The sequence below is a fragment of the Halalkalirubrum salinum genome, from assembly GCF_005543295.1.
Classification (GTDB): Archaea; Halobacteriota; Halobacteria; order Halobacteriales; family Haloferacaceae; genus Halalkalirubrum; species Halalkalirubrum salinum.
Window position 1 is genome coordinate 128,772 of sequence record NZ_SRSG01000009.1, and the last position, 25,856, is coordinate 154,627.

At 61.7% G+C, this 25,856-nt stretch carries 25 protein-coding genes, 1 tRNA gene, 1 rRNA gene and 1 other RNA gene; 14 read left to right on the forward strand and 14 right to left on the reverse strand.

Translation table 11 applies throughout. From position 1 onward, the window contains the following. Positions 1–20: 20 nt before the first annotated feature. Entirely contained in the window at positions 21–1,658 is a 1,638-nt protein-coding gene (locus E5K03_RS03265) for a heme-binding protein (protein WP_138004933.1), read from the reverse strand. Between the two features lie 151 nt (positions 1,659–1,809). On the opposite strand from E5K03_RS03265, the gene E5K03_RS03270 reads away from it, so the two are divergent. Continuing rightward, a complete protein-coding gene (locus E5K03_RS03270; RefSeq protein WP_138004934.1) occupies positions 1,810–2,328 on the forward strand; it encodes a PadR family transcriptional regulator in 519 nt (172 codons plus the stop codon). 13 nt (positions 2,329–2,341) lie between these two features. Here the strand turns inward: E5K03_RS03270 and E5K03_RS03275 are convergent, their stop codons facing one another. Next, a complete protein-coding gene (locus E5K03_RS03275; RefSeq protein ID WP_138004935.1) occupies positions 2,342–4,123 on the reverse strand; it encodes a site-2 protease family protein in 1,782 nt (593 codons plus the stop codon). 129 nt (positions 4,124–4,252) lie between these two features. On the opposite strand from E5K03_RS03275, the gene E5K03_RS03280 reads away from it, so the two are divergent. Further along, on the forward strand, positions 4,253–4,486 hold the full coding sequence (locus E5K03_RS03280; protein ID WP_138004936.1) for a hypothetical protein: 234 nt from the start codon (positions 4,253–4,255) through the stop codon (positions 4,484–4,486). On the opposite strand, the gene E5K03_RS03285 is transcribed toward E5K03_RS03280, so the two are convergent. The 3 genes from E5K03_RS03285 to E5K03_RS03295 are packed head-to-tail and all read right to left on the reverse strand — an operon-like array spanning position 4,440 to position 6,309. Then, the gene (locus tag E5K03_RS03285; RefSeq protein WP_138004937.1) at positions 4,440–4,802 is read right to left on the reverse strand and encodes a transcriptional regulator; all 363 of its coding nucleotides are present in this window, start codon (positions 4,800–4,802) and stop codon (positions 4,440–4,442) included. The two genes, E5K03_RS03280 and E5K03_RS03285, sit on opposite strands and share 47 nt — an antisense overlap. Further along, complete coding sequence (locus E5K03_RS03290; RefSeq protein WP_138004938.1) at positions 4,799–5,455, reverse strand: ATP-binding cassette domain-containing protein; 657 nt, start codon at positions 5,453–5,455, stop codon at positions 4,799–4,801. The genes E5K03_RS03285 and E5K03_RS03290 overlap by 4 nt, the downstream gene beginning before the upstream one ends. After that, positions 5,452–6,309: an ABC transporter permease gene (locus E5K03_RS03295; RefSeq protein WP_138004939.1), complete on the reverse strand. Its 858-nt coding sequence runs from the start codon at positions 6,307–6,309 to the stop codon at positions 5,452–5,454. Before E5K03_RS03295 ends, E5K03_RS03290 begins: the two co-directional genes overlap by 4 nt. Positions 6,310–6,446: 137 nt before the next feature. On the opposite strand from E5K03_RS03295, the gene E5K03_RS17655 reads away from it, so the two are divergent. From E5K03_RS17655 to E5K03_RS03310, 4 genes are all read left to right on the forward strand, one after another. Continuing rightward, a complete protein-coding gene (locus E5K03_RS17655; RefSeq protein ID WP_265338708.1) occupies positions 6,447–6,569 on the forward strand; it encodes a hypothetical protein in 123 nt (40 codons plus the stop codon). 97 nt (positions 6,570–6,666) lie between these two features. Continuing rightward, a complete protein-coding gene (locus E5K03_RS03300; RefSeq protein ID WP_205742944.1) occupies positions 6,667–7,593 on the forward strand; it encodes a SagB/ThcOx family dehydrogenase in 927 nt (308 codons plus the stop codon). A gap of 60 nt (positions 7,594–7,653) precedes the next feature. Continuing rightward, positions 7,654–8,799, forward strand: coding sequence for a TOMM precursor leader peptide-binding protein (locus E5K03_RS03305; RefSeq protein ID WP_171006581.1), 1,146 nt, complete (start codon positions 7,654–7,656; stop codon positions 8,797–8,799). After that, on the forward strand, positions 8,796–10,079 hold the full coding sequence (locus E5K03_RS03310; protein ID WP_138004941.1) for a YcaO-like family protein: 1,284 nt from the start codon (positions 8,796–8,798) through the stop codon (positions 10,077–10,079). Before E5K03_RS03305 ends, E5K03_RS03310 begins: the two co-directional genes overlap by 4 nt. Positions 10,080–10,140: 61 nt before the next feature. On the opposite strand, the gene E5K03_RS03315 is transcribed toward E5K03_RS03310, so the two are convergent. Next, positions 10,141–10,926, reverse strand: coding sequence for a CPBP family intramembrane glutamic endopeptidase (locus tag E5K03_RS03315; protein ID WP_138004942.1), 786 nt, complete (start codon positions 10,924–10,926; stop codon positions 10,141–10,143). 94 nt (positions 10,927–11,020) lie between these two features. On the opposite strand from E5K03_RS03315, the gene E5K03_RS03320 reads away from it, so the two are divergent. The 3 genes from E5K03_RS03320 to E5K03_RS03330 are packed head-to-tail and all read left to right on the forward strand — an operon-like array spanning position 11,021 to position 14,041. Then, positions 11,021–11,887, forward strand: coding sequence for a hypothetical protein (locus E5K03_RS03320; RefSeq protein ID WP_138004943.1), 867 nt, complete (start codon positions 11,021–11,023; stop codon positions 11,885–11,887). After that, positions 11,880–12,749 (forward strand): ABC transporter ATP-binding protein, encoded by an 870-nt coding sequence (locus E5K03_RS03325; protein ID WP_171006582.1) that lies wholly within the window; start codon positions 11,880–11,882, stop codon positions 12,747–12,749. Before E5K03_RS03320 ends, E5K03_RS03325 begins: the two co-directional genes overlap by 8 nt. Next, positions 12,746–14,041 (forward strand): acyl-CoA thioesterase/bile acid-CoA:amino acid N-acyltransferase family protein, encoded by a 1,296-nt coding sequence (locus E5K03_RS03330; protein ID WP_138004945.1) that lies wholly within the window; start codon positions 12,746–12,748, stop codon positions 14,039–14,041. The genes E5K03_RS03325 and E5K03_RS03330 overlap by 4 nt, the downstream gene beginning before the upstream one ends. Positions 14,042–14,077: 36 nt before the next feature. Here the strand turns inward: E5K03_RS03330 and E5K03_RS03335 are convergent, their stop codons facing one another. Both E5K03_RS03335 and E5K03_RS03340 read right to left on the reverse strand, forming a co-directional pair. Beyond that, positions 14,078–15,103: a 5,10-methylenetetrahydromethanopterin reductase gene (locus tag E5K03_RS03335; protein WP_138004946.1), complete on the reverse strand. Its 1,026-nt coding sequence runs from the start codon at positions 15,101–15,103 to the stop codon at positions 14,078–14,080. A 31-nt stretch (positions 15,104–15,134) separates the two neighbouring features. Next, positions 15,135–15,890, reverse strand: coding sequence for a coenzyme F420-0:L-glutamate ligase (locus tag E5K03_RS03340; protein ID WP_138004947.1), 756 nt, complete (start codon positions 15,888–15,890; stop codon positions 15,135–15,137). Positions 15,891–16,095: 205 nt separating this feature from the next. On the opposite strand from E5K03_RS03340, the gene E5K03_RS03345 reads away from it, so the two are divergent. Next, complete coding sequence (locus tag E5K03_RS03345; protein WP_138004948.1) at positions 16,096–17,325, forward strand: translation initiation factor 2; 1,230 nt, start codon at positions 16,096–16,098, stop codon at positions 17,323–17,325. Between the two features lie 202 nt (positions 17,326–17,527). Further along, positions 17,528–18,454 carry a D-2-hydroxyacid dehydrogenase gene (ddh, locus tag E5K03_RS03350; RefSeq protein WP_138004949.1) on the forward strand — a complete coding sequence of 309 codons (927 nt, stop codon included), beginning with the start codon at positions 17,528–17,530 and terminating at the stop codon, positions 18,452–18,454. An 18-nt stretch (positions 18,455–18,472) separates the two neighbouring features. Here ddh and engB read toward each other — a convergent pair whose 3' ends face one another. After that, on the reverse strand, positions 18,473–19,099 hold the full coding sequence (engB, locus tag E5K03_RS03355; protein ID WP_138004950.1) for a GTP-binding protein EngB: 627 nt from the start codon (positions 19,097–19,099) through the stop codon (positions 18,473–18,475). Between the two features lie 88 nt (positions 19,100–19,187). Between engB and E5K03_RS03360 the strand changes: the two genes are divergently transcribed. Next, positions 19,188–20,612, forward strand: coding sequence for an MATE family efflux transporter (locus E5K03_RS03360; RefSeq protein WP_138004951.1), 1,425 nt, complete (start codon positions 19,188–19,190; stop codon positions 20,610–20,612). Between the two features lie 69 nt (positions 20,613–20,681). Then, the gene (locus E5K03_RS03365; RefSeq protein ID WP_138004952.1) at positions 20,682–21,977 is read left to right on the forward strand and encodes a TIGR00341 family protein; all 1,296 of its coding nucleotides are present in this window, start codon (positions 20,682–20,684) and stop codon (positions 21,975–21,977) included. A gap of 18 nt (positions 21,978–21,995) precedes the next feature. Here E5K03_RS03365 and E5K03_RS03370 read toward each other — a convergent pair whose 3' ends face one another. Both E5K03_RS03370 and rnpB read right to left on the reverse strand, forming a co-directional pair. Further along, positions 21,996–22,967, reverse strand: coding sequence for an NOG1 family protein (locus tag E5K03_RS03370; protein WP_138004953.1), 972 nt, complete (start codon positions 22,965–22,967; stop codon positions 21,996–21,998). A gap of 102 nt (positions 22,968–23,069) precedes the next feature. Next, positions 23,070–23,438, reverse strand: an RNA gene (rnpB, locus tag E5K03_RS03375) — RNase P RNA component. 153 nt (positions 23,439–23,591) lie between these two features. Between rnpB and E5K03_RS03380 the strand changes: the two genes are divergently transcribed. Beyond that, the gene (locus E5K03_RS03380; protein WP_138004954.1) at positions 23,592–24,194 is read left to right on the forward strand and encodes a TIGR00296 family protein; all 603 of its coding nucleotides are present in this window, start codon (positions 23,592–23,594) and stop codon (positions 24,192–24,194) included. A gap of 18 nt (positions 24,195–24,212) precedes the next feature. Here the strand turns inward: E5K03_RS03380 and E5K03_RS03385 are convergent, their stop codons facing one another. From E5K03_RS03385 to rrf, 3 genes are all read right to left on the reverse strand, one after another. Beyond that, entirely contained in the window at positions 24,213–25,388 is a 1,176-nt protein-coding gene (locus E5K03_RS03385) for a nicotinate phosphoribosyltransferase (RefSeq protein ID WP_138004955.1), read from the reverse strand. A gap of 156 nt (positions 25,389–25,544) precedes the next feature. Then, positions 25,545–25,620, reverse strand: a tRNA-Cys gene (locus tag E5K03_RS03390). Positions 25,621–25,759: 139 nt separating this feature from the next. Continuing rightward, a 5S ribosomal RNA gene (gene rrf / locus E5K03_RS03395) occupies positions 25,760–25,856 on the reverse strand; the annotation flags it as partial.

Sequence of the window (25,856 nt, forward strand, 5' to 3'; positions counted from 1 at the left end):
TCGCGAATATCAATCCACTATCAGGTCAAAAAGACGTGTCGCGGCCGATCGGCGAGCACATCGCGGCCCCACTGGACGGTCTCACGGAAGTCGTCACTGCGGAAAAACGCCATGGCGTCGTCTTTCGATCGCCACTGGCTCGCGATGAACATATCCGTCGCTTCTTCACGATTGACCATCAGGTCGGTGTCGTGGTGGCCGTCCATCTCAGCCAGTAGCTCGCCGACCGCGCCGAAGCGATCGACGAACTCCTCGCGATACTCGGGTTTGGTCGTGTAAAACATCCCCATCGTCCCGAAGCCGGACTCCTCGCCAGCGCGCTCGACTACGTCCGGCAGTTCCGAGAGGAATCCGGCGGCCGTCTCGGCGGCGCTTTCGGTGTCCCAGATCGAGACGACAGCCGCGCGATCGCGATCGGTTGCCGTGTAGACGGCTGTTTTGACGTGGGTTGGATAGTGATCGAAGCTCTCGCGAAGGTCGGCCACCTCCTCGAAGAGCTCCGCAACATCGGCTTCAGAGTACAGCACCGTCGCGTAGACGTCTTCGCCGTGCGGTTGCCCGGCGTAGATGTTGAGATCCGCAAGTTCGCCACGGATATCGCCATCGGCCGCTTCGTCCGCCTCGGACTCACTGTGAGCGTGCTCATCGCCGTGGGAGGCGTGTCCGCCTTCGCCGTGCGGGCTATCGCCGTCAGTTCCGTGGCCGCTGCCGTGCGGGCTATCGCCGTCAGCTCCATGGCCGCTGCCGTGCGGGCTATCGCTGTCAGCTCCATGGCCGCTGCCGTGCGGGCTGTCGCCATCGGTGCCGTGGCTGCCACCGTGCGGATGATCGCTTGTCCCGCTTTGGGCGTGGGGGTGGTCACCGGCAGGCCCATCGGCTGCCGGCACCATCTCACCCTCAAGAAACGCGCCGAGGTCTCGCGGTGGGAACCGCCGGCCGACGTGGAAGTCGCCGAACTCGCCGTACTTCGAGCTCACGTCGTCGAATCGCATCTCGTAGACAATGTCTTTGATGTCAACGGGATCGTCAGCGAACAGCGTGACACCCCACTCGTGGGCTTCGAAGCCGACCGACGAGGAGATGATCTGTTTGATCTTACCGGCGTACTCCTTGCCAGTTTTTCCGTGTTCAGCCATCAGGTCGGCGCGCTCCTCGAAGTCGAGATCGTACCAGTTGTGCGTCTCCCCGCGGCGTTTACTCATCGGGTAAAACGAGACGTACCCGTCGTCTGGAAGCTCAGGTTTGAGCTTACCTTCGATGTAGCGTCTGAGCCCAGCGTCGACGTCCTCTGGATCGCCGTCGAAGTACTCCGTTGAGACATACCCAGACACCTCAGTCACAGAGACGTACGAGCTTGTCTGTTCACAGAAGCCAGCCAGCGCGGTCCGCTCGAACTGCCGCTCTGCCCGAGAGAGGTCGTCGAGCGTCGGTCGAAGATGGACCAGAAGGAGGTCGCTTTTGTGCCCGAGGGTCGCAAAAATCGCCGACCCGCCTTCTGCAGCATCCGAAACAGATTCGTGCGCTTCGAGATACTCCATTCCTTCACGTACGGCGCGGTCGCGCTCGTGAGCGGGAGCCTCACGCCACGCGTCCCAGTCGACGGTTCTGAGGTCGTGGAGGACGTACCAGCCCTCCTCGGTCTGTGGGGGTTGAGCCATACACAGGGTTCGATCGCGATCGGCTTGTGACTTGCGTGTTTTCTCGCCCAGAGACGATCTGCTCGGTCAGAGTTGGCTGTCGCACTGGCGAGAAGCGGATCGGATTGTCCCGACCGAAACGCTTTCACAACTGATCGGAGATGTAGGGGTAATGCGAAAAAGCGGCCCGCCAAAGGGGCTAATCTCCTATATTGTCCTTGAACTGCTCGAGGAGCGGCCGCGCTACGGCTACGAACTGCTCAAAGAGATCACCGAGATCAGCGGTGGCCACTGGGAGCCCTCCTACGGGTCTGTCTACCCGATTCTCTACAAATTCGAAGACAACGGCTGGGCCGAGCGCATCGAACGGGCCGACGAACCCGATCGCAAGTACTTCGCGCTCACCGACGCAGGCCGCAAAGAACTCGAAAAAAAGCGCGAAGAAGCCGGCACCCACGCTGGCGACTTTGCAGATGTCATCCTCGGCTTCTATCACGTCTACGTCGCGTTTGCGACCGACGATCGCTTCCAGACGCGATCGAACGACGGCTGGTGTTTCGATGAGACCTTCTCAGCGTGGATCGTCGAACAGATCACCCGCCACCACGAGCGGGACTTCGGCTCCTTCGAGCGGATCGATCTCACACCGGAGGAGTTCAAAGACAAATACGGCTGCGACGAGACCCGTTGAGCCGGGAAAAAAGCTAATTCAACAGCTGTGGCCCGAAGATCATCAGAATAAGACTCACGAGCATCACGAGCCCAATACTCGTCGTGATCGCACGGGTGATCATCGGCTTTTCACCGATCGGGAGCCGCGAGACGATCGCCTCTGTCGACGTCCGAAGAATCCGACCGCCGTCGAGCGGGAACGCTGGAATACAGTTGAACAACGCGAGGTTGATATTGATCCAGCCGGTCCAAAACAGCAGATTCGCGAGCAAAAACACCCCGCCGTCACCGAGGACGGCGAGTGGACCAACGGCCTCATAAAATCCAGCGTTGGCATCGACGAACCCCGCAAAATTGAAATTGATGTCCGGAAGGATGAGCGAGGAGAACGGAAGCACGAGCAAAAATAGCATCACGACTCCGATCCCGCCGCCGAGATCGCCGCCAAGAATCGACAGGAATGTCTCAGCGGGGTAACTGGTTACGCCGAGGCTGTTGACGCCGATCCCACTGAATTCCTGAATGTTCGTCACTCCAATGAGCGGGGACCCGTCGGTATTCTCCGCGAGCGTAATCTCGACAACCCGGCGATCGCCGTCCACGAAGGCGACAATCTCGACAGTGTCACCGGGTTCGTAGTCGGACAATGCTGCCCCGAGATCGCCGGCCTCGATCGTCCGCTCGCCGGCGACCTGCGTGATAACGAGGCGATCACCGGAATCGAACCCGCCCTCGGCCGTCGTTAACGGGCCGTCATCGATCGCCGTCGCGAAGACGCCGAGGGGTGCCTCGACAGTCGTACCGGTATCAGATTCGAGGGAGACGATCTCCTCGGATCCCACCGCGTCTCGGAGGCCGGCCTCGGTGGCGACGGGTTGGCCGTTGGCAGCGACGATCGTCTCCTCGATCGAGAAGCCATCCCCACCACCATCTCCGGCCGCAAACGGTGAGTCCGTTGCGATCGACGTGACTAGCATCGATCGATCGACCGGGACGGGCTCCTCACCGTTGAGTTCGACGGCGAGCGTCTCGCTTGACGTTGATTCGAGCAACGCGGTGAGGTCGTCCTCAGTTTCGATCGGCTCGCCGTCGATCGCCGTGATCCGATCGCCCGCTTCGATCCCAGCGTTGTCCGCTGCCGATCCGGGGAACGTCCCCCCAACAGCCGCACCGGAGGCGACGCCGATCGCGCCGACAACGGGACCGAACAACAACAAAAAGGCGACTGCCGTCACGATGAGGTTGTTCGTCACTCCGGCGGCGAACATCCGAGTCCGGGCACCCCGGTTCGCCCGCCGAGAACTCTCTTCGTCGGGTTCGACGAAGGCACCGACCGGCAACAACGCAAACAAGACGACGCCCATCGAGCTGATATCGATATCCTCAACTCGGCACAACAGGCCGTGGCCCCCCTCGTGAACGACGAGCCCGACCAACAGTCCGAAGATGATTTCGGGGGCAACGCTCAGCGGCAAAAATTCGTTGACGCCGGGGATAACGAGGACGTTTTGGGGATTTTGAAATGCTGACTGCGGCGGCGGTGACTGCACGATCGACACCGCCTGAATAATCAACACAAAAAACGTCCCGAACATGATGACGAGGGCGACACCCACGCCGACGTTCGAAAGCGCCCGCCAGAACCGTTTGTGACGGGCGAGCCGGTCGAGGAAAATCTTTCCGCGCTGGGTGTGGATCGTCGTCAGTGGCCCCGAAACCCTGACTGACTCCGGGAGGAAACCGGTCCGCTGGAGCCACGTCGCGATGAGGGCATAGGCGAGAACCCCGATGAGAATCCACTGCAGAGTGCTCATTGTTCCTCGATTGGGTACCGGGACACGAAAGCCGTTCGGCTCCGAGTGGCAGAGACGAACACGCCGTGGATCGAGTCAACTGAGTCGAAAAAGCTCAACACACAAATACCAGGCGTGCCAAACGCAGGTATGAGCAACGCAGTTGCGTTCGTGTCCCGACTCGTGAGTGACCTCATCGAAATGCCGCGGATTTTCGTCCAGGACGTCATGTTATCCGACCCGCTGAGCGCGATCAGCGTGCTCTTCGGATCGCTGTTCGTCGGTGTCGCCGTCCTCGTGTTCGGCTACGTCGTCGTTGGATCGCTCATACAGTCGATTACTGGTGGTGGACTGCCGGCGATCGGCAGCGGCCGTGGCGAGTAGCGGCGATTGCCCCGAGTGTTCGCTGGTGGGATTCGAACCGTTCAATCCCGGTAGGCGTGAGCCAATAGCGGGTTCGTGGCCTGTTCTCGCCAATCGTCTTTTCGCGAATTAGACAGTCCGCCTCGGCGAGCCGATCAGTATGGCACCGAAGGTTCCCGGGGGTGAGCGACAGGTCATCACAGAGGGTTGAAAACTCTGTTTCGCCGTGTTCGTACAGATACCACACGATACGGAGCCGTACAGGCTGGTGGAGCAGCCGATCGAGCGATTCGAGCGGTGATCGCGGGGCGAGATCGCCTGAATGCGCCGCAGTCACGGCTCAACCTCACGAGATTCTGCTGAGACAACCCTGCCCTCTTCGACGAGAAGCCGGCGATCGGCCGCGTCAATATCGTCTTGCCGATGGCTCGAATAGACAACGGCCGCGCCGTCGGCGGTTCGATCGGCGATTGCCTCCCGAACCAGCGGAAGGCTCTCTGGATCCAACCCGGCGGTCGGCTCATCGAGGACGTACAGCGCTGCATCAGTCCCAAGCACGCTGGCGAGTTCGAGCTTGCGACGCATCCCGATTGAGTACGAATCGAGCGGCCTATCGAGTGCGTGTGCAATGTCAAACGTTTCGGCGAGATCGATCCACCGATCCGAAAGACGGCAATCGATCCGACCGAGAAACGCGACCGCCTCGCGGCCGGTGAGCGACGTCGGAAGGAGATCCGCCTGTGGGAGGTAGCCGACGCCGGGATTGACGACCTCGATGGTCCCGCTGTCGGGATCGTGCGCACCGGCGAGACAGGACAATAGGACCGATTTGCCGGCCCCATTGGGGCCGATCACGGCGATCGTGTCACCCGGCTCAGCTGAAAGGTCAACGCCAGACCAGATGCGTTCGGACCCGATGTCGACGCGGAGAGACGCCGCTCGCGCGATCAGCCCGGACGCAGAAGGCGTGAGGTTTGCCGACGCCATCATTCGAACCCTCCGTCATAGAGTCGTGCAGAACCGATCGTATACAGCGCCAACAGCGAGCCGAATGCGTAGCCGGCGAGCAATCCAAGCGATCGGCGAGCGGTTGGGAGCGACGGTGGCGTGAGCCCCGCCGCCGCAGCGTCTTCGAGCCCAACCGCGTGTGCGACGAGCACGCGCGTCGAAAGCGTATTTGGGAGGAAGTTCAACCACATGGGATCAGCGGTGAACGATGTCGGGACGGTTCCGTTGAACCCCGTCGCAAAGTACGACGCGAGCGCGAGGCTGATCGCGACGAGCGTGGCGTATCGTCGACTGTCGGTGACGATCGCGATCGCGTACGCGATGACGATCCATGGTAAGACGCTACCGAGAACTGCCACCACGACGATCGGCATCGATGCCGGATCGAACGTGTACGTCGCGTCGGTGAACAGACTTACAAGAAGGACAACACCGATAGACACGAGCGCGATTGTAATCGCAGACCCCACGCGACCGAGCAAATCAGCCAGCGGTGAGACGCCGATCGAGCGGTACACAGCGGTCCGATCGGTCTCAAGATCGGCGAGGAGGCCGCCGCTAACGGTCGTTAGCGAAACCAACACCGCACCGAAGACGCCATAGCTCAAGGCGGTCGTCGCTCGAACCGCACCGTGGTGGGACTCGGGGATCGAGCCGAAGTCAATGAACGTCGCGATCGTGATCACATAAAACGCCGCGGGAAATCCGAGGATCCAGAGCAGTCCAATCGGGCGATGCCCCAACGCGCGGACGTATCGATAGCCGAAGCCGGTCGCCTGTGCGATCGTTTGCCGGGCCGATGACGAGAGACCGGCACTGGTGGTGTGTGGCCGCATGGTTTCCTCTGGGACCCATAATCTGATTTAAATTCACGGTGGCCACACCGCCGACTGTGGGACACAAAGTGGTGTGTGAGACAAAATTCGACGTCGTTTTTTTATCACCTCGCCCGTCTGGTCGATCGCCGTTTACCATGAAGCTCGAAATTGAACACGAATCTGAAACTGGTGTCGCACCGATCGAAGGCGGCGTTTCGACCTGCACGACGTCGACGTGTCGTGGAACGACGACCTCAACGACGGTCTCAACGAACTAACGCAGCGTCAACTCCATCGCACGAATTGCGCGATCGAACGACGAAGCGGCCGCCGCCTGTAATTTAAGTCCGAACAGGAATCCACTCCTGTTCGGACATGGACGTAGAACTCGCACAGCTCAGGCGAACGATGAGCGAAACGTACGCCCCTGCGCGGACAACGCTTCTCGATTCGCACTTTGCGCGGTTTACCGATCGGTCGTTCCGACCGGGTGACATCGCCGAGCTGTATCACGAGAACACGAAGTACACCGATCACGACGGGTTAGCACTCGGAGAGTCCGCTGGACTATTCACCGACGATCCAAGCATCGAGTACGCACAAGCGGCGATGGTGCCGGATTACGAGGATCGTCCGCTCGTTGATCTTCCCGAACCGGAAGCCCTCGACGTGCCGATCGAAACCGTGTTGAAATCACGGCGGAGTCGGCGCACGCACAGTACCGATGGGCTCTCACGTTCGGAGCTCGGGACGCTGCTCGGACACGCTCTCGGCGTGACAGGCGAGCGATCGATCGCCCCGTCCGAAGACTCGTTTAATGCAGTTACCAAGCGGTTTCGGGCGTACGCATCCGGCGGCGCACTGTATCCGGTCGAATTCTACGTGGCGATCGGACGGGCAGGCGAAGCTCTGTCACCGGGGTTGTACTACTATGTCCCCGAACGACACGCGCTTCGACACCTCGACGCTGGCGAGGCTGACTCGTACACCGAGCCGATCGACGACTGTTTTGCGACACCAGCGGCAGTATTCGACCACACGGAGACGTCGATCACGCTGTTCATGACAGGCGCGTTCCCAAGGACAACCGCAAAATACGGCCCTCGTGGCTATCGGTTCGTGCTCCAGGAAAGCGGCTACGCCGGCCAGAACCTGCTGCTCGTCGCCGAAGCGATGGGACTCGCCGCGGTTCCGCTGGCGAGTTTTTACGACGATCGGGTGAATGACCTCCTCGGTATCGACGGGGTAAATGAAGCCGTCATCGCCTCGATGTCGATCGGCCACCGCCCGGAGGAAACGTGATCCGACACCGCCGCACCCAGGCAGAACAGTGCAATGACCAACCGAATCTCTACGAAACCAATGGCAACTAACGAGACAGTTCCGTTCGAACCGAACAGCGTTATCGAATTCACTCCGACGTTCGTCCCAGTACAGGTCGACGAGAACACCCTGCACGTCCGCGGTGGTCCCTGGAGCGGTCCCGCGGTAACCGTGCGCGACACCGACGGCGATCGACTGCTGGGACGGCTGCTCGATCTGATCGACGGCGAGACGACGGTGGCGGCGCTGTATGAGGCGTTTGGCGACGAAAATCGCGAAGAGATCGAGTCGCTACTCGCCGGATTTGCGGAGAACCATATCATTCGAGAAGTGGACGAAGGCTCCGACACGTGGGCACATCTCGCACTCAAGTATCGCTTCCAGCACACAGAGCGTGAGCGTCTCAGCGATCGATCCGTCCTCGTCGTCGCCTGCGATCGGATGGGCCAGGCGATCGCCACGGACCTGCTTGAGATGGGAATTGGCTCGGTCGATTTTACCCAGCTACGCGGCCCCACACCACAGATTAACGACGATCGGCTTCGTTACCACGACGATCCGTCGCTGCCAGAATTGGTCGAACAGGTGGATGCCGTAGTATACACCGCCGATCGACCGCGGCCACTCGTCAACGATCTCAACGAACTCGCACTGTCGACCGAAACGCCACTGATTCCGGTGCAAATCCACGGCTTCGACGGCATCATTGGACCGACAGTCTATCCGGGCGAAACCGCCTGTTATCAGTGCTTTGAGGAGCGGACGCGATCGAACGTCGTCGGCACAGACGGATACGACGCGTATCGATCGTCGCTCGACAGCGATGAACAGCTGTCGACAGCAACGCTCCCGGCGTTTTCACGGCTCGTCGCCGGCTTTGCGGCGATGGAATTGGTCCATCACCTCGCGTACGGGACCGGCTACACTGCTGGGCGGGTCGTGACGATCGACTCACTGGAACTCTCGATGGAAGCCAACGACGTGCTCACCTTGCCGCGGTGTGCGTGCTGTGGCGTCGAGCCGGGCAAGGACGTCCAGCGGTTCGTCTCGATGGATGACGTGGTCCACGCGAGCGAGCTCAAAGACGCGGAAACGCCCGAGCGGACCGACGAACAAGCCGCCACCGAAGTGAGCGGCAATCAATCGGCCTCGGCGAGGGTCACAGACGGGGTCGAGGCCGAATGAGCCTCCGAGTCGATCGACCCGAAGAGCCGCTGTCGGCGAGACACCGTCGACTCCTCGGGAGTCGGACGGGGTTCATCTCGGATTTCTACCTGTCACACAGGGCCAGAGGCGATCCCGAGGCGTTTTTGACGGTTCCACAGATGGCGGATTTCGCCGGACTGGTTGGTATCGACGGCGAGCTAGATTTGGGTGTGAGCGGCAAAGGGACGACGCTGTCGGCTGCCCTGACGACTGGACTCGGGGAGGCGATCGAGCGCTACTGTCTCTGTTGGCCGCCAGCACGGGAGTCACTTGAGACAGCGAGCTATGACGATCGGCTGATCGACGGAAACCCGATCGAGTGGCGCTATCTCGACGTGTACACAGCCGACCAGCGTGGGGATACCCTCGCGCCGCTAAGCGTCGAGACGCCACTACTGTGGACGACCGGACGAAACCTGCTGACCGGCGAATCGGTCTCGGTACCCGCGGAACTCGTCTGGATGCGTGTGGGCTCTTTAGAGACTGTCCCCCAGCACTTCCCGGCAAGCAGTAACGGAACCGCAGCCGGGATCGATCTCGAGGACGCGATCGGTCGGGCGATCTACGAGTGTATTGAACGAGACGCATTCATGCGCATGTGGTGTCGGCAGGAGCCACCAACCGAGCTGTCGGTTCCCGAAAGCGGGCCGATCGCCGAGGCCTTGGCACGGGTCGATCGGCGGACCCTCTCTGCGCGCGTCTTCGCCTACGACTCGCCGGTCGACGTGCCGACAGTTGGGGCGACGCTGACGAACGATCGAGACGAGCGGCCGACCTTCGTCACCGGTGGCAGCGCGGCTCGCAGACCCCCGGCAGCGATCGCCGACGCGCTCAACGAGGTCGCACAAGGGTGGCCCTACGCCAACTACATGGCAACCCAACATGATCTTGAGGCGCTCGATGCAGCCGCGGCGGTCGACAACTTCGACGAGAACGTGTTGTACTACAGCCAACCAGAGCACGAATCGGCGGTGTCATTCATGTTTGAGGGCGAGATGGCGTCGATCGCAGATGCATTCGACATCGAGACAGCACCCGATCGCAGCGACCTGCAGTTTGTCCTCTCAGCGCTGTCGGAAGCGGGCTGTACGCCGATCGCGTTCGACCTCACAACGCGTGACGCTGCAGCCGCCGGGATCGCCGTTGCCCGGGTAGTGATTCCAGAACTCGTCCCGCTCACGCCGCCAGCGATCCTCCCACGGGCACATCCCGCGTTCGACGGCGAGCAGGTGACAGAGAAGCCGCATCCATATCCGTAGCGAGACAGGGACCGAAACCACGAACACAGCTCGTACGCACTGTCGACTGTGGGCTGGTCGGCTAAGATCGGCGAATGCCAACTCCGGCGATCGAGGCGAGGTTGTATCCAGCGTGGAGTGCGATCGGCACCGCGATCGACCCAGTCAACAGGTACCCGATCGCGTACACACACCCGTTCCACGTTTTGAAGACGACTTCGTGGCGACCGGCGTAGGCGTGAGCAATGCCAAAACACAGTGCTGACAAGAGGATATAGCCGCCAGTGTACCCGAGGTTGTGGGCTGGATCGAACACCGCCACCGTAGATGCGAGATTGTGGGCTGGATCGGACCCACCCACTGTGGACGCGAAATTGAGGGCTTGGTCGGAGACCGCCACTGTGGGAAAAATCAATACTGGAAGGCCACGGTACAGCAGTTCCTCGCTGGGCACGACCGCGAGCCGAGCGATCGCCTCAGAAATACTATAGACGCGATCTATGGAGGGTCTACCGGCTGCGATCCGCCACAGCCACCGATCGGCAGCGTACATGCAGCCGCCGACGCAGACTCCCACAAGAACGACGACAGGTGAGGCGATGTCCCACGATCGGCTCGGGATGAGCAGCCAAGCGCCAGCGGCGGGGATAACGAGCACAGCCGCGTACGCGAGCAGCCGCACGTCGTGAGAGCCAGACATGTTGACGCGGATTTGTCGAAGCAAAACACCCGACAGCAGCCAGCCGATCGTCGGAAGCAAAGCCAGTACCGCCACGACAGCGGCGATAGCAGCGACAGGCACCACCTGAGCGATCACGGTACCAAACGAGAGGAGACACACAACAGAGACGCTGAGCGATCCGGACATGCGATCGGTGATTCGCGATCTGGTATGAACCGTCGGGCAGCCGACACCAGGCTGCAAGCGGTTGTTTAAGTCCGAAGCCGGCACCACCCGGCGTATGCGTTTTCGATCGAGTCTAGGGAGGGCGGTCGCCGTCCGACAGGCCGCGGCGTTCGCCGAGCGGTCAATTCGGGTGACGCTGCGCGATCGCCCGTCGCTGTTTTGGAGCTTTGGGTGGCCAATTCTCTGGTACGGCGTCACGATGTACCTGCTCGTGTTGCCGCAGCTGCCCGCGGAGCTGCCCGCAGAAGCACTCGGGATGATCAAAACCACACAGGCGGTCACGTTTGGCGTATTTGGCGCGCTGACGGTCTCGCTCGTTGGCTTCGCAAGCGAGCTATCCCGGGATGTCGACTCACAGCGCTATCGTGCGTTTCGGGCGTTTCCACTCGGCGCAGCCGCCGATCTCGGCGGACGGTTCCTCGGGAGTATCGTGTTCGGGCTCGCTGCGTTTACCGTGGTTCTGACTGTCGGTCTCGCCGATGGCGCGACGATCGAGCCGGCATATCCGTGGCCGCTGACGATCGCAGTTGTTTTCGGATCTGTCGCCACGCTGTGTGCGATCTGTGCGGCGATCGCGACTGGAATCGTCCTCGTGACGGACGGCCGATCCCGGACAACTGTCTTGACCCTCTCTGTCGTCATGGTCGCCTTCTTCGGGACCGGGTTCAATGGGACGCAGCCGTGGCTATTGCCAGGCAGTATCGCTGGGCCGTGGCTCAACTTCGTTCCGAACGCGCTCGCAACGCGGCTTGCACTCGACGCGCTCGTCAGCAGCGGCTTAGCGCTCGCACAGGTGACCCCGCCGGCGATGCCGGATCCCATCGTCGGACTGGGTGGGCTCTTTGTTGTGGTCGGCTGTTCAACTGCAGGGGCGATCGGCCTCGCACAACAACGGCTCTACTGTGGTGATGTCGGTGAGTGAGCACCAACCCGCCATCGTGGCCGAAGATATCCACAAATCCCTCGGCGGAGAGCCGATCGTCGAAGGCCTCTCAGTATCTGTCAACCCTGGGACAGTAACCGCGATCGCCGGGCCGAACGGGGTCGGGAAAACCGTCCTCGTGAGCTGTCTCGCAGGCGCACTCGTGCCTGATGCAGGATCGATCACGAGACACGGCGCAGCGATACCGCCGCATGCGGTCGTGTTCGGGCCACAGGCGGGCCTGTCGCTGCCCGGGCTGACAGGACGCGAGACGATTCAGTTCTACCGATCGCTGCACCCGCGGGCGACCGATCGGTGGCAAACGCTGGTCACGACGTTCGGGATGGAATCCGCATTGGACGATCCCGTCCGAACCTACTCAGGCGGGATGCAACAGTTGCTGTCGCTGTCGATCGTGCTGTCGATCGACGCGCCGATCGTGGTGCTCGACGAGCCAACAGCGGCGCTGGATCCGACCGCTCGCGAGACGGTCCTCACGGAGATCCGATCACGTACTGAGTCCGGTGACACAATTATACTGACAACCCACTCGGCCGAGGACCTCACTGGTGCCGATCGACTCCTCGTGTTGAACGAGACAGGAATCGTCGCCGACGGGCCTCCTGAGGCGCTTCGATCAGCGTTGCCAACACTCGTTCGGACAGGCGATCGGAATCTGGGCGCAGACGTTGCGAGCGGACGAACGATTTACCGTGATGGCGTCGGCTATCAATTCGTTTCCGAGGACGACGAACCGCTACTCGCTGCGCCAGAGAGTCGCCGGACAATCGATCCGACGTTTCACGACCTGTTCGCATATTACACTGAAACCAAACCACAGACAGCGGGAGGGCGACAATGAGCGTTACGCGGTGGTGTACGAGCCCGAATCCGAGCATAACGGTCACAGACACAGCCCCGCTGTTCGACGAGCCGATCGGGATCACAATCACTGGCTGTCAGCCAAACAGCGAAGTGACGCTGCGAACGCGAATGCCGCTCCCGGACGGAGTGTACGAGTCAGCGCTGACGTACGTGAGTGATCAGCGGGGAACGATCGACCTCGCGACGGTAACGCCGATCGAGTTCGAGAGCCACGTGCCCACGCCGATGGCACCCTTCTGGGCGATGGAACCGATCGACCGACAGCAGCAAGCCCCTCCCGAGGCGCTGGTTCGATCCGTTGCGGCGACGCTAACCGCACGCGGGGCAGACGGCGGATTGATCGACGAGAAGACGATAGAGCGACGACTGACTGCCGAGGGCGTCACTCGTGAGCCGATCGGAGACCCCGTGGTCGGTGAGCGGTGGCTTCCTGGGGGGGACGATCCAGCCCCAGGAGTGATCTTGTTCGGGGGCTCGGAGGGTGGGCTACCGCCGCAGCTTCCAGCCGGCCTGCTCGCGGCCCGAGGCTACGCCGTTTGTCGACTCGCGTATTTCGGAGTCGACGGAACGCCGTCGACGCTCGAAGGAATCGACCTCCGCGACGTGCGATCGACGATCGATCGATTTCGATCGACAGCGGGAGTGATTGGAGACCGCCTCGGCGTGATGGGGTGGTCCCGTGGGGGTGAGCTGGCCGCACAGCTCGCGCCGACAGATCCGTCGATCAAGGCGACGATCGTCTGGGCCGGAAGCCCGGTGCGGTTCCACGGCGTTCCAGACGGCTATTCGAATCCCAATCCCGCGTGGCTCGATGGCACAACTGCCCTTCCATCGCTGCAGATATCTCCGTCGCTTCGGTTTCCAGCACGGCTCGTTCGAGCCGTGCTCACCCGCCGCCCGTTCAGACTCAGGCCGTTGTACCAGCGAGCGTTCGAACACGCAACCGATGAGGAGAGACAGGCGGCAACAATCGACGTCGGCGAGACGGCCGGACGGACACTGTTACTCTCTGGTGGCGACGATCGACTGTGGCCGAGCGATCGGCTCTGTGCGCGTGTTGCGGATGATCCGTCAGTCGAGCACCGAACCTATCCCAGCGCGGGCCACGCGATCGGCGTGCCCTACCGTCCGCTTGGCGCGTCACTGGTCGGCCCTGACCTGCTTCCACGCGTCCCAGTCGCTCTCGGTGGAGATCCTGCAGCGAATGCGCGAGCGAGCGAGGACGGTTGGCAGGCAGCATTAGACCTGCTGTTTGAAACACTTCGATGACGGAGGGAGCAGGAGTAATTGGACCGAGACAGCGAGCTACTCGGCTGCAGTCGAAAATGCCATCGCGGCAAGATCGATCGCGTCGTCGAGATCAGGACCAATCGGCGATCCGACGACGATTCCGTCGGCGTGTTCGAGCACGCGCTCCATCCGGTCGGCAACAGTCTCCGTCGAGCCGACCATTGCGAACGCATCGATCATCTCATCGGTGACGAGCTCAAACGCATCGCTGAACGCGCCCAAGCCGATTTGATCGCCGATCTGTGCAGCGCGATCGGTGTCGATGCTGTGTCGCTGGAGCACGGGTGGAGCAGCGCCGGCGGCGATAAACGCAACCGGGGGACGGGCCGCCGAACGAGCTGCCTCGGGATCGTCCGCGACGCTCACGCTCGCGTATGCGTACAACGAAAATGGACCACGGTGATCAGGGCGATCCGCGCGACCCTGATCGACCTGTTCGCGTGCCCACGCGAGATCGTCGGGGTGTGAGCCGTTGAACAACAGCCCGTCGGCGTGCTTTCCGGCCATGCGGCACATGTGCGGCCCCTCACCGCCGACGAGGACCGGGATCGACGACCCACTTGGGGGTTCGTAGTTCAAGCCAGCGTCGGTCGCGTCGAACGTACCCTCGTGAGAGATTCGTTCGCCGCCCCAGAGCTGTTGGGCGGTTTTGAACGCCTCCAGTACCGGCCGGAGCCCGCGTTGGTCGGCCAATCCCAAGTTTCCAAGCGTCGAGGGATCGCCAGGACCGATCCCGAAGACCGCTCGGCCGCCGGTGGCTTCATCCAGGGTGGCGACCCGCGAGGCGAGTGTCACCGGATGGGTTTCGTAGGGGTTTGCAACGCCAGGGCCGAGCGCGATCGACTCCGTTTCGATCGCCATCCGGTGCAGCGCCGCGTAGGGATCGCGGTTGTTGTAGTGCGACGAGGAAAACACGGCGTCGTAGCCGGCAGCCTCTGCGGTTGCGCCGAGTTCGGCGAGTCGATCGACAGGGTGTTCGGGTGTTAATTCGAGCCCGAGCGATACGTCCGTAACGTCGACTGGTGCGTGTGAGTGTGTCATGTGTGTGTCAGTGGTGGCTATCGGTCGAGACTCAGCCGTCGTAGGTCCATTCACGGAGGGCCTGGCGAACATAGTCGCCCTCAATTTCGCGGAAGTGTTCGTTGCTGCCGTCGAGATTGCCGAACTCGAAGTCGCGAACGACGACGACGGGCGTCCCACCGGCGCCCTCGCCGGCGACGAGGTTTGCCGCGGCGGCGAGTTCGTCGATCACGTTCTGCACCGTGACACCGAGTTCGCGGCCGTCGCGATCGCGTTCGCCTCGCCAGTCTCTGCTGGCGTTCATTCCGGCCCAGCCGATCGCGACACCCCGCTGGCCGTGTCTGAACGGCCGGCCACAGGTGTCGGTGATGATCACGCGATCTGCCGCAAGGCCCGCGCGGAGTCGTTCGGCACTTTCTGTGGGTCGCTTTGGAAGCAATAGCAAATCGCTGTCGGCGACGTTCGATCGGTCAATGCCTGCGTTTACGCCGACGTGACCGAAGCGCGTCTCGGTGAGCAAAAACGGGTCCTCCATGAGCAGTTCGACGCTCTCTTCGAGGACCGCCTGAATGAACCGGGGGTCCGTCTCCTCACCGTGGCGCGAGGACAGCGTTGCCGCAATCTCTCGTGCCCGCGGTCCCGGCGGGAACGCCGAGAGCGACGCAGTCCGTCCCTCAGCCTTCGAGACGATTGTGCTCGCGACACAGACCACGTCGTCAGATTGGAGGTCGACACGATCGCGGACGAGCGCCGCAATGTCGTCGCCTGCAGTGATTTCGGGGAGGTCTGGGACGGCGAACAATTCCATACAAATCGATCGGTGTCGCGCGTCAAAAGGCCGCCGATGGTGGTGAAAGGATCCGGTTACGGAACTTCGAGGAGCACGCCTGCCACTGCAGTTGAGCAGGGAATCGCACGGATACCTACATCCGGACATGAGGTACCCAGACATATTGTAAGAAGTTTGATACTTTATCGAAACAACCGTGTAGCTGGACGCGAAAGAAGGAGGTATGGACTCGATCGCGATCGCGTTTCTCCGAAACCGTGGAGACGTGCTGTTCGTCCGGTATCCCTCGGGAGACGCCGACGGCCCGTGGACCGGTATCGAGGCACCCGTCGACGATGGACAGCGGCCGCTCGAGGCAGTGCAGGCGGTGTTGACGGGATCGCTCGGCGTTGACGTGGACGCTATCGAACTGGCGTACGCCGGCGAATCAATCGAAACGCCCGCTGACGATGACGACGGGGAACCGCGGACCGTCTACCCGTTCATGTTCGACACGGCAACGCGATCGATCGGCCCCGTCGAGCGCGCGGCTGCGACCGAGTGGTGTTCACCAACCGAACTGCTCGATCGCCCGACAGTGCCGGGATTGTGGACGGCGTATCGGGCGGTCGGTCCAACGCCAGAGTCGATCGCCGCCGACGAAGAACACGGCTCTGCAGAGCTGTCAATCCGTGCACTCAGCGCGTTGCGCGACGTCGCGGCGACCGCCACTGCGTTCGACACCGTCACCGAAACCGCACGGCAGCTTGTGGCAGCGCGTCCAAGTATGGCAGTCGTGTCGAACCGTATCCATCGAGTGCTGGCTGAGGCGGATCGGACGCCAGCGGCAGTCCACGATCGGGCGATCGCGGCAATCGACGCCGCCGCCGACGCGGACGCACGGGCCGCACAGGCGGCCGCAGAACGGATCGACGGCACCGTACTGACGCTCTCGCGGTCGGGAACAGTTCTGGAGACGCTCGTTCGCTCCGGCGCGGGAGCGATCGTCGCCGAGTCCCGCCCTGCGTGCGAGGGCGTTCAGGCGGCCGAACAGCTCGCTCGGAGTGGGCTCGACGTGACGCTGACGACCGACGCGGCTGCTGCGGTTCACGTGCACGACGGATCGGTCTCGGCGGTGCTCGTCGGCGCAGACACCGTGTTGCCGACCGGCGACGTCGTGAACAAGGTCGGCACGCTGGCTGTCTTGTTGGCCGCCGAGGCCGCAGACGTGCCGCGGTACGTCGTTGCCGCACAGGACAAGATTGCGCCCGAAGCGGAATTTTATCCCGTCGAAGGCGCAGTATCGGACATTTACGACGGCGAGGAGTCAATTGCGGTCTCGAATCCGACGTTCGATCGAACCCCGGCCACACACGTAACGGGCGTTATTACTGAGTCAGGCCTGCTCAGCGACGAGGATATCCAGATGATCGCCGCACAACACCGCGCGAACCGCTCGTGGCAACAGGGGTGAGTGCACTTGGACTCATATCACAGGTGTTGATGGTTCGCCGAATGAGTGGATTCAAACCGATCGATCGCCGAGAGTGAAGCGGTGGCAGTGACGAGGGTTACCCCCACTGAGCCCCGTCTGATGAGGGACCACCACCGAGCCACCGTTCGACAACCGCGGCGAAAATCGGATCATTGAACAACACCCCATGAGAGCCGTCAGTATGGAACTCGATCGGGTTGCAATCCACGAGTCCGTATCGATCGTTTTCGACCCAGAGAACCTACAAGCCGAACTCTCGGAGCTTCCCGTGACCGTCGAAACGGTGCAAGACGGCGAGCTGTTCGATCGAACCGACGCAGTTGTCGCATTCGGTCCCGGTGAGAATTTTCTCGACGCCGGCTGGGTCCATTGCATTCGCGCAGGATACGACGAGTTCGACATCGACACCTACGAGCGCGACGGTGTAATACTCACGAACAGCACGGGGATTCACGGCACGTCTGTCGGCGAGACCGTCACTGGCTACCTGCTCGCATTCGCCCGTCGGCTGCACCGCTATCGCGATCGTCAAGCCCGTCGGACATGGGAACGCGAGCCAAAAGACGTGCCCTTTACACTTGCTGGAGAGACAATTTGCGTCGTTGGACTCGGGACGCTCGGGCAGGGAATCGCTGCGCGGGCAAACGGGCTCAAAATGAACGTGGTCGGTGTTCGACGCTCAGGTGCAGAGACACCGGGCGTCGAAGCGGTGTTTACGCCCGATCAGCTCGAGTCAGCAGTAGAGGACGCCCGATTCGTCGCGATCGCCACCCCGTTGACCGATGAAACCGAGGGGATGATCGATGGATCCGTCTTCGAAGCAATGCGCGAGGACGCATACCTCATCAACGTCGCTCGGGGACCGGTCGTCGACGAATCGGCGCTCATTGCGGCGATTGAACGCGAGGCGATCGCCGGTGCCGGACTCGACGTCTTCGAGACTGAGCCGCTCGCAGAGACCTCGCCGCTTTGGGACTTCGAGAACGTGATCATCACCCCACACGTCGCGGCGATGACAAACACCTATCACGAGGATATCGCTGCGGTTGTTCGCGAGAACGTCGATCGGCTCGAACGCGGTGAGCCGTGGTACAACCGAGTCGTGTGATCGAGCAAAATCGAGCGGTTACCCGCGGACGAGTCCCAGCAGATCGTCCCGGTTAGCCTCGTGGACGTGATGGGCGAGAACGTCTCGGAGCGGGCCGATCGACCCCCGTTTTGCGATGATCGGCGCGATCGTGTCGTCGGCCCACTGCTGCCACGGCGGGAACAACCCGAGTCGATCACAAAGGTCGTCGAGACGCTCGTCTTTGTCGCCGACTTTGTCCATCTTGTTGACCGCGACGACCGCCGGAATCTGCAGCTCCTCGAGAAAGCCAAACAGCTCGACGTCGTGGGGGATCTCGCCGCGTTTCTCGTGGCGATCGATGATGTCGATGACGCTTTTCCCGTCGACGACGAGTACACCGGCGAGGATATGCTCGGCGTTGTCCTCGAGGTACCGAACGACGTTGGTCTTGATTTCCTCACGGACGGCTTCTTCGACGCCAGACATGAAGCCAAATCCCGGCAGGTCGGTGAACATGAAATCCTTGCCAGCCCAGTCGTAGTGGTTGGGCGATCGGGTGACCCCCGGCTTCTTGCCGGTATTAAATTGGTGGCCGGTAAGCTCGCGCATGATCGTCGACTTGCCGACGTTCGAGCGCCCGAGGAGAACGATCTCAGCGTTACGATCGGGGCGAGGGTCGAACATACCTGTTCGTACCAGCGACGGCCGGATACGTGTTGCGTTCGGTCACCTGAATCGCCAAATGGAAGTCGCCGCACAGGATAGGAAGGATATGTCGTCCGCGCGCAGAATGGCAGACGCCCTCACGCGAGCGCTCGATCGGCTCGGGATTATCCAGGCCGACCGGCTGGGACCGACTGTCGACCTCGCGTGGCCGCGCGTGGTCACCGGCTTTGCGATCATGTCCAAACAGACCGCTGACCTCGCGATGGTCGGCATCGCCGTCGGGACCGCCGGCACTGCGGGACTGGCGTTCGCGCTCGGATACTGGAGCATCGTCGTCCTGCTCGGGTTGGGTCTCGCCGGCGGGACAGTGAGCCTGGTGTCACAAAATTACGGCGGCGACAGGGCCGATCGGGCATCGCTCGTCGTCAAACAAAGCGTCGTGGTCGCTGTGGCATTGTCGCTCCCGATTATGGTTGGCTTCGCAGTATTCGCCGAGGAGCTGATCGCCATCCTCGGTGCGGATCCCGAGCCGCTTCGACATGGCACCGTGTATCTGCTTTTGATCACGCCGGCAATCCTCTTCGAACTGCTGAATCTCATTGCGAGCCGGACGTACACCGGTGTCGGCGACACGTTTACCGAGATGGTCGCCCGTAGCGGTGGGGCAGTCCTCAACGTCGTTCTCAGCGCGCTTTTCATCTTCGGATTCGGAATGGGCGTCGCCGGTGCCGCCCTCGGTACGACGCTTTCGACTGCCGCGGTGATGGTCATCCTTGGCTGGGGGATGATCGGCCGCTCCTACGGGAGGCTCGGGATGGAGCCGAGTCCGGTGCCAATTTCCCGATCGACACCGCTTGTCGAGCCGGCAATCATTCGCCAACTGCTCGAGGTGTCCGCGCCCGAGATCGGTCGGCGGTTGGCCCAGGGACTGGTCGTGTTCCCGCTGCTTTGGATCGCCGCCTCTTTCGGGCCAGTTGTTGTAACCGCCTTCGAGGTTGCACGGCGAGTCCGAGCGATGATCAACAGCATTAACTGGGGAATGTCGTTGGCGTCGAGCTCGCTCGTTGGCCAACACCTCGGCGCCGGCAAGGAGACAGAAGCCGGCGGCTACGGTTCAGACATCATCAGCCTCTCGATGATCATCTACCTCTTCGCTTCGGCCGTCGTCGTCGTTTTCGCGGCCCCGATCGCCCAGGTGTTCGTCTCAGGCGCCGATGAACTGGCCGTGACGACGACGTTCGTCGTCGTTTCGGCGATCAGCGCCGTCGGACTCGGACTCGACGGTACCGCGTCTGGCGCGCTCGTCGGAGCTGGTGATACGCGGTTGCCCTTCCTCGCCTCCCTTGTCGGCCGGTACGTCTTCGCGATTCCCGCAGCGATCGCGGGATTGGTCACACCACTCGGTATCCTGGGGATTTATTTCGCTCTCGTACTGGAATCGTTCATTCCGGGCGTGATAAACTACGGCCTGTTCAAAACGGGACGGTGGAAGATTGTGAGCCGGCGATACCGCCCGAGTGCGAGCGAGTAAGCCTCACAGCAGACCCGTTCGGGGGTGCGGCGTCCGCAGTTTTTTATTCGTTAGCCGTGAGAACCGACCGTGCGCCTCGTCGAAATACTCGTTCCGACCGGAAAGAAACAGGCTGTTCTCGACATCCTCGAAGACGAGAAAATCGACTACGTGGTAACACCGGAGTCGAGCAACCGGGGGTTCGCCGCGGTCGTGACGTTTCCGCTGCCCATTGGAGCAGTCGAAGAGGTGATCGAGGAGCTCCGAGAAATCGGCATCGACGAGAACACATATACGGTGATCGTCGAGACCGAAACGGTGATTTCTCGGCGATTCGATCGCCTCGAAGAGCGCTACGCTGTGGAAGGTGAATCCGACGAGACGATCGCTCGCGAGGAACTGCAGACAAAAGCTAAGAAGCTCACCTCGAGCAATACGACCTACGTGCTCATGACCGTCGTGAGCGCGGTCATCGCGACCGCCGGGCTGTTGTTGAATTCGGCGGCAACCGTCGTCGGATCGATGGTCATCGCGCCGCTCATCGGCCCGGCAATGGCCGCAAGTGTCGGGACAGTCGTCGACGACGAGGAGCTGTTTCGTCGAGGAATCAAACTACAGTTGCTCGGGGTTGGTCTCGCGATCGCGAGTGCGGCGATCTTCGCGACCGCACTCCGCTTTGGCAACCTCGTTCCACCGGGGCTTGACCCCCTTTCGATCCCGCAAGTCGAAGAGCGGCTCGCGCCGAACGTACTCGTATTAGCGGTGGCACTTGGAGCCGGTATCGCCGGTATTGTCAGCCTGACGACGGGCGTTTCGACCGCGCTCGTCGGCGTTATGATCGCGGTCGCGTTGATTCCGCCGGCCGCAGCTGTCGGTATCGGAATCGCGTACGGGCTCACGACGCTCGCAGTGGGCGCGTTCATATTTGTCTCAGTGAACGTATTGTCGATCAACCTCGCGGCACTCGTCGTGTTGTGGTACAGCGGCTACCGACCCGTCGGCTGGTTTCGCGCCGAGTCGGCGCGATCGACGACGCTCAAGCGGATCGCCGTGCTTGCGATCGGAGTACTTGTGTTAACAGCGGTGCTTGGCGGCGTCAGCTACGACACCTACTCGGGCGCTGTCGACGAACAAGAGATCCGCAGCGCAATCGACGCCGAGTTGGACGAGCCAACATATGGCGACGCGGCTGCCGTCGAGGTGTCCGTTCAGCGGATGGACGGAGCGTACCCCCGCAAGCCGAAGGCAGTCACCGTCACAGTCGCATCGAGCGATCCCGAGGAGGAGTCCGGACTTGCAGACGCATTTGCAGAGCGGATCCACGAGCGAACCGGCCACAGTGTCCAGGTAGAGGTTCGGTATCTGCGGACCGAACACTCGGGGTGAACGCGATCGAGGTCAGTTTTAGTTGTCCCGTGACGGAAGGTCTGGCGTAAAGCCGACTGCCTCGACCGCAAGATCAACGACAGCGTCGACACCCTCGTCGTTCAGGACACTCATGTACGCGTCAGCCTCGACCTCGCGAGACCGATCGGCCTTGTTTGCGACTGTTAATACCGGCACATTGCGATCGGCGAAGCGCGCCTCAACGGCATCACGAAGCTCTAGTTGCACCGACAGCGGATAGCCGCAGTCACCCGAAGGATCGACCACGAATACGACCGCATCCGCGAGGTGTTCGAGTGCGCTGACTGCCTGTTTTTCGATATCGTTTCTGTCTGCCTCCGGACGATCGAGCAGCCCCGGCGTGTCGATAATCTGATACCGGACGCGATCGCGTTCGAAGTGGCCGATCTGGACCCCCTTTGTGGTAAACGGGTACTCGGCGATCTCATTTGTTGCACGGGTAACCCCGTTGACGAACGAGGATTTGCCGACGTTCGGGTAGCCAGCAACGACGATCGCCGGCTCGTCGGGGCGGATGTCAGGCAAGCCCTTCAGCTCGTCTCTGGCCTCCCCAAGCAACAGGAGGTCGTCCTCAATCTCCTCGACGATGTCGGCCATACGCGCGAACGCCTGCTTGCGGTGTTTCCTGGCGAGGTCCGGGTCAGTCTTTCTGAGCTTCGGGGCGTACTCCTCGCCGATCGAGCGGATCTGTCTGCTGGCCCACTGGACTTCAGAAAGGCTCTGTCGAACCGCGTCGACGTCGACGATCGCGTCCGCAAGTTCGTAGTAGAACGGGTCAACGGTGCTGAAGTCGGGCCACGCGGTAACCACATTCTGGAGGTTGTCTGAGAGGATATTGACCGCGATCGTGAGCATCGACTGTTGGGCCTCGAGGCCGCCTTTCGCCCGGCCGGCGCGAGCAGCCCGCGAGAACGCCTTGTCGATGAGCTCCGCCGATCGCGGTGTCGTCGGAAGGGTCTCAAAAATCATTTCATGGATCTACTCGCGCCGCAGATAAAAGCGCGTCCGTTCACGTACCACCGTGTTTGTCGTAGCCACGATCGACAGCGCAGCGGCTCGACGAGTGAATGCGGCTGAGAGGAGTAAGCCCCCTTCTGTTTCGACCCGACATTCCGCTGAGCGTCCGTCGCCGTGTTCGGACTACCTCGAGGAGCCAACCGACCGGAGCCGATCGGCCCCCCTGGCGCGGACTTGCACCGGTGAGGATTCGCCGTTCCATCCGTTCTCGACCGTCCCCGTGACCGCGAGGTCACAATCTCTCGGCGGGTTAGCTTCCTTCCTTTACAGGTCGGTTCGCACGCCTCATCGATCGGGCCGAGGGGTCTCGTTTCTGTTCCAGTGCCAGCCGTCTCCGACTCCGGGCTTGTGCCCGGTCACCTGTCCGAACGGTGGGGGGACTTTCCTCATGGCCGAAGCCACGGGAGTCGGGCTCTCTCTGCCGGCTGATGTAGCCGTGCTGGGCGAATAAGCGATTCGGTCCGACGACAAGACTGCGGTAGCTCCTTTTTCGAGCCGCGTCAAGGGCGCTGAATCCCTCATGATCCCTCACGCAAAAGGAAAGCGTTGAAGTTGAACCGGGTCTTTTAGGTGTATATGTCACGTGCTCAGTCGGTCGAGCTATCCTACGACGATGGTGTCCGCGCTGTCGAACTTGCGCGAGAGGCCGTCGAGTCGTATGTCCGCCACGGGCAGCGCGAACATCCTGGCAGCATGCGCGAGACGTTTTACACCCGCACCGGCGCGTTTGTCCGACTGCAGTCCCGACGTGGTCGCGGCCGGCTACGGGGCTGTGCGGGGTCAATCCATGAATCTGACCAGCTGGGACACGCGATCGTCGAAGCCGCGATCCAGGCAGCATCCGGCGATTCCGCTGGCAGTGAAGTCACCACAAACGAGCTGGATGACCTGCTTATTTCAGTGTGTGTCGTCTGTAACACCGTCTTGACCGACAATCCAGTCGACGATCTCGAACTGGGCACCCATGGGGTGACAATCGACACGGGCGAGACATACACCTCAATGTACCCGACGCTGCCGGTCGAACACGGCTGGAGCAAAGAGAAGTTCCTCTCTCGCGCGTGCCGAAAGGCCGGGCTCTCGCCGCTTGCGTGGCAAGACGACGAGACCATGGTCACCCTCTTCGAAGGAAAGGTATTCCGCGAGCGCCTCGATCACGGCAGTATCGAGTCGATCTGATTGATCGGCTTCCAACGACTACACAGTTCCATCTGATGCGCCAAATCCGGTCAGCGACGCGTCGGCTGCGGCTCTGTCTGCCGCCGCATCGAGATCGAAGGCGGTCTCGTTGACAACCGTCCCGTCCGCAAGTACTGGGACAAGGAGTTCTTCAGCATCCGTTGGGCCTGGCTGATCGGCATGGCCGATATAGTGGCCGCCATCTGTCGTTCGGTACACTGATTTGACGCCCGAGAGCTTGCCGCGCTTGGCGATCGCCTCGCTGTCTATTTCGACGATATCGAGCGCGAAGTCGACAGGATCGGCATTCGAGATCGCGCTGCCGACGCCGAAGCCATCGACAAATTCCGCGAGCGATCGAAGATCGTCTGGCCTGAGGCCGCCACTGACGAAGATCTCGACATCCTCGTAGCCGGCGGCGTCAAGCTCCCAGCGGACCTCCCGGACGATATGTTTGAAATCTCCTCGCCGTGAGCCGGTCGTATCGAGTCGAACCCCATCGAGGCGATCGCCGAGCGTCCGGGCAGCCCGGTGTGCTTCGTCTGTCTCGTCTGAAAACGTATCACACAGCGCGATCCGCGGAACGTCCGCCTCGACTGCCTCGTCGAAGGCCTGCCAGGCGAGCTCCTGGTTGCCCCGACCGAACGCCAACAGCAACGCGTGTGGCATCGTGCCACCCGCCTCACGACCTAGTAACTCACCCGCAGCGACGTGTGAAAACCCGTCGAGGCCGGCCACGAGTGCACTTCGCTCAACGATCGCCGCCATCGACGGATGCACGTGTCTTGCGCCAAACGACAGCACGGTCGACTCGGGGGCCGCCTGTCGGACGGTCAGTGCCGCGGTAGCGATCCCCGATGCATGTGAGAGGAATCCCAACAGTGCGGTTTCGTACCGTGCGAACTCCAGATACGGGCCGCTGATCCGCATAACCGGTCCTCCGTCGAAGAGCCGCCCTTCGGGGATCGCCTCGACATCGACGTTTCGCCCCTCGAACAGCGCGATCGCGTCACCGAGTCCACACAGTAGCTCGTAGTCGCCGTCAGGGAACTGGTCTGCGGTGACTTCGGCGACCACGTGGGGGTTTTTGCTGGCGTGTTCGAGGACCGTTTCGGTTCGATCGAAGTACGCATCCGTGGCACGGCCCGATCGAATCGCCTCCTCGGAGACGATATCAAACTCGAGGGAGCTCATTGAGCCTCGTTCGGCCGGCAAAGAGAAAAACCCACACATCCGACGGGCGATCGAGTTAGACGGTGGTACGATGCGAATACGTCGACCGAGTCTGGCGCGAAGAAGAGTTCTGGAACTGGAGATACAGTTGTCTTGGCGTTAGAATAACCCAATAAAAGCCAAGGGCCGGATTTGAACCGGCGATATGCGGCTCTGCAGGCCGCCGCGTTCGGCCGGACTCTGCCACCTTGGCGCGACTGATCGTACTTCGGTGAACCGTTTAAGCGTAGCGGTCTCACGTACGATGGGACACAGATGGCTCTCTGCGTGGGTTAAATATACGAGAACGACACAGCTGTCGCTCTCTAAGTGGAACAAGTATGAATATGAATAGTGGGCGGCGATGCGCAACTCCCAGAGGATCGCTCACTCCAGTACTACGCACAACGCTGACGAGCTTAACTTCCGTGTTCGGGATGGGTACGGGTG

Excerpts from the sequence above, each read along its gene's own strand:
- E5K03_RS03270 (WP_138004934.1), top strand. The coding sequence starts at position 1,810 with ATGCGAAAAAGCGGCCCGCCAAAGGGGCTAATCTCCTATATTGTCCTT.
- E5K03_RS03320 (WP_138004943.1), top strand. The coding sequence starts at position 11,021 with ATGCGTTTTCGATCGAGTCTAGGGAGGGCGGTCGCCGTCCGACAGGCC.
- E5K03_RS03275 (WP_138004935.1), bottom strand. The coding sequence starts at position 4,123 with ATGAGCACTCTGCAGTGGATTCTCATCGGGGTTCTCGCCTATGCCCTC.
- E5K03_RS03295 (WP_138004939.1), bottom strand. The coding sequence starts at position 6,309 with ATGCGGCCACACACCACCAGTGCCGGTCTCTCGTCATCGGCCCGGCAA.
- E5K03_RS03340 (WP_138004947.1), bottom strand. The coding sequence starts at position 15,890 with ATGGAATTGTTCGCCGTCCCAGACCTCCCCGAAATCACTGCAGGCGAC.
- engB (WP_138004950.1), bottom strand. The coding sequence starts at position 19,099 with ATGTTCGACCCTCGCCCCGATCGTAACGCTGAGATCGTTCTCCTCGGG.
- ddh (WP_138004949.1), top strand. The coding sequence starts at position 17,528 with ATGGAACTCGATCGGGTTGCAATCCACGAGTCCGTATCGATCGTTTTC.
- E5K03_RS03370 (WP_138004953.1), bottom strand. The coding sequence starts at position 22,967 with ATGATTTTTGAGACCCTTCCGACGACACCGCGATCGGCGGAGCTCATC.
- E5K03_RS03345 (WP_138004948.1), top strand. The coding sequence starts at position 16,096 with ATGGACTCGATCGCGATCGCGTTTCTCCGAAACCGTGGAGACGTGCTG.
- E5K03_RS03300 (WP_205742944.1), top strand. The coding sequence starts at position 6,667 with ATGGACGTAGAACTCGCACAGCTCAGGCGAACGATGAGCGAAACGTAC.
- E5K03_RS03265 (WP_138004933.1), bottom strand. The coding sequence starts at position 1,658 with ATGGCTCAACCCCCACAGACCGAGGAGGGCTGGTACGTCCTCCACGAC.
- E5K03_RS03360 (WP_138004951.1), top strand. The coding sequence starts at position 19,188 with ATGTCGTCCGCGCGCAGAATGGCAGACGCCCTCACGCGAGCGCTCGAT.
- E5K03_RS03310 (WP_138004941.1), top strand. The coding sequence starts at position 8,796 with ATGAGCCTCCGAGTCGATCGACCCGAAGAGCCGCTGTCGGCGAGACAC.
- E5K03_RS03305 (WP_171006581.1), top strand. The coding sequence starts at position 7,654 with ATGGCAACTAACGAGACAGTTCCGTTCGAACCGAACAGCGTTATCGAA.
- E5K03_RS03335 (WP_138004946.1), bottom strand. The coding sequence starts at position 15,103 with ATGACACACTCACACGCACCAGTCGACGTTACGGACGTATCGCTCGGG.
- E5K03_RS03315 (WP_138004942.1), bottom strand. The coding sequence starts at position 10,926 with ATGTCCGGATCGCTCAGCGTCTCTGTTGTGTGTCTCCTCTCGTTTGGT.
- E5K03_RS03290 (WP_138004938.1), bottom strand. The coding sequence starts at position 5,455 with ATGATGGCGTCGGCAAACCTCACGCCTTCTGCGTCCGGGCTGATCGCG.
- E5K03_RS03330 (WP_138004945.1), top strand. The coding sequence starts at position 12,746 with ATGAGCGTTACGCGGTGGTGTACGAGCCCGAATCCGAGCATAACGGTC.
- E5K03_RS03380 (WP_138004954.1), top strand. The coding sequence starts at position 23,592 with ATGTCACGTGCTCAGTCGGTCGAGCTATCCTACGACGATGGTGTCCGC.
- E5K03_RS03385 (WP_138004955.1), bottom strand. The coding sequence starts at position 25,388 with ATGAGCTCCCTCGAGTTTGATATCGTCTCCGAGGAGGCGATTCGATCG.
- E5K03_RS03280 (WP_138004936.1), top strand. The coding sequence starts at position 4,253 with ATGAGCAACGCAGTTGCGTTCGTGTCCCGACTCGTGAGTGACCTCATC.
- E5K03_RS17655 (WP_265338708.1), top strand. The coding sequence starts at position 6,447 with ATGAAGCTCGAAATTGAACACGAATCTGAAACTGGTGTCGCACCGATC.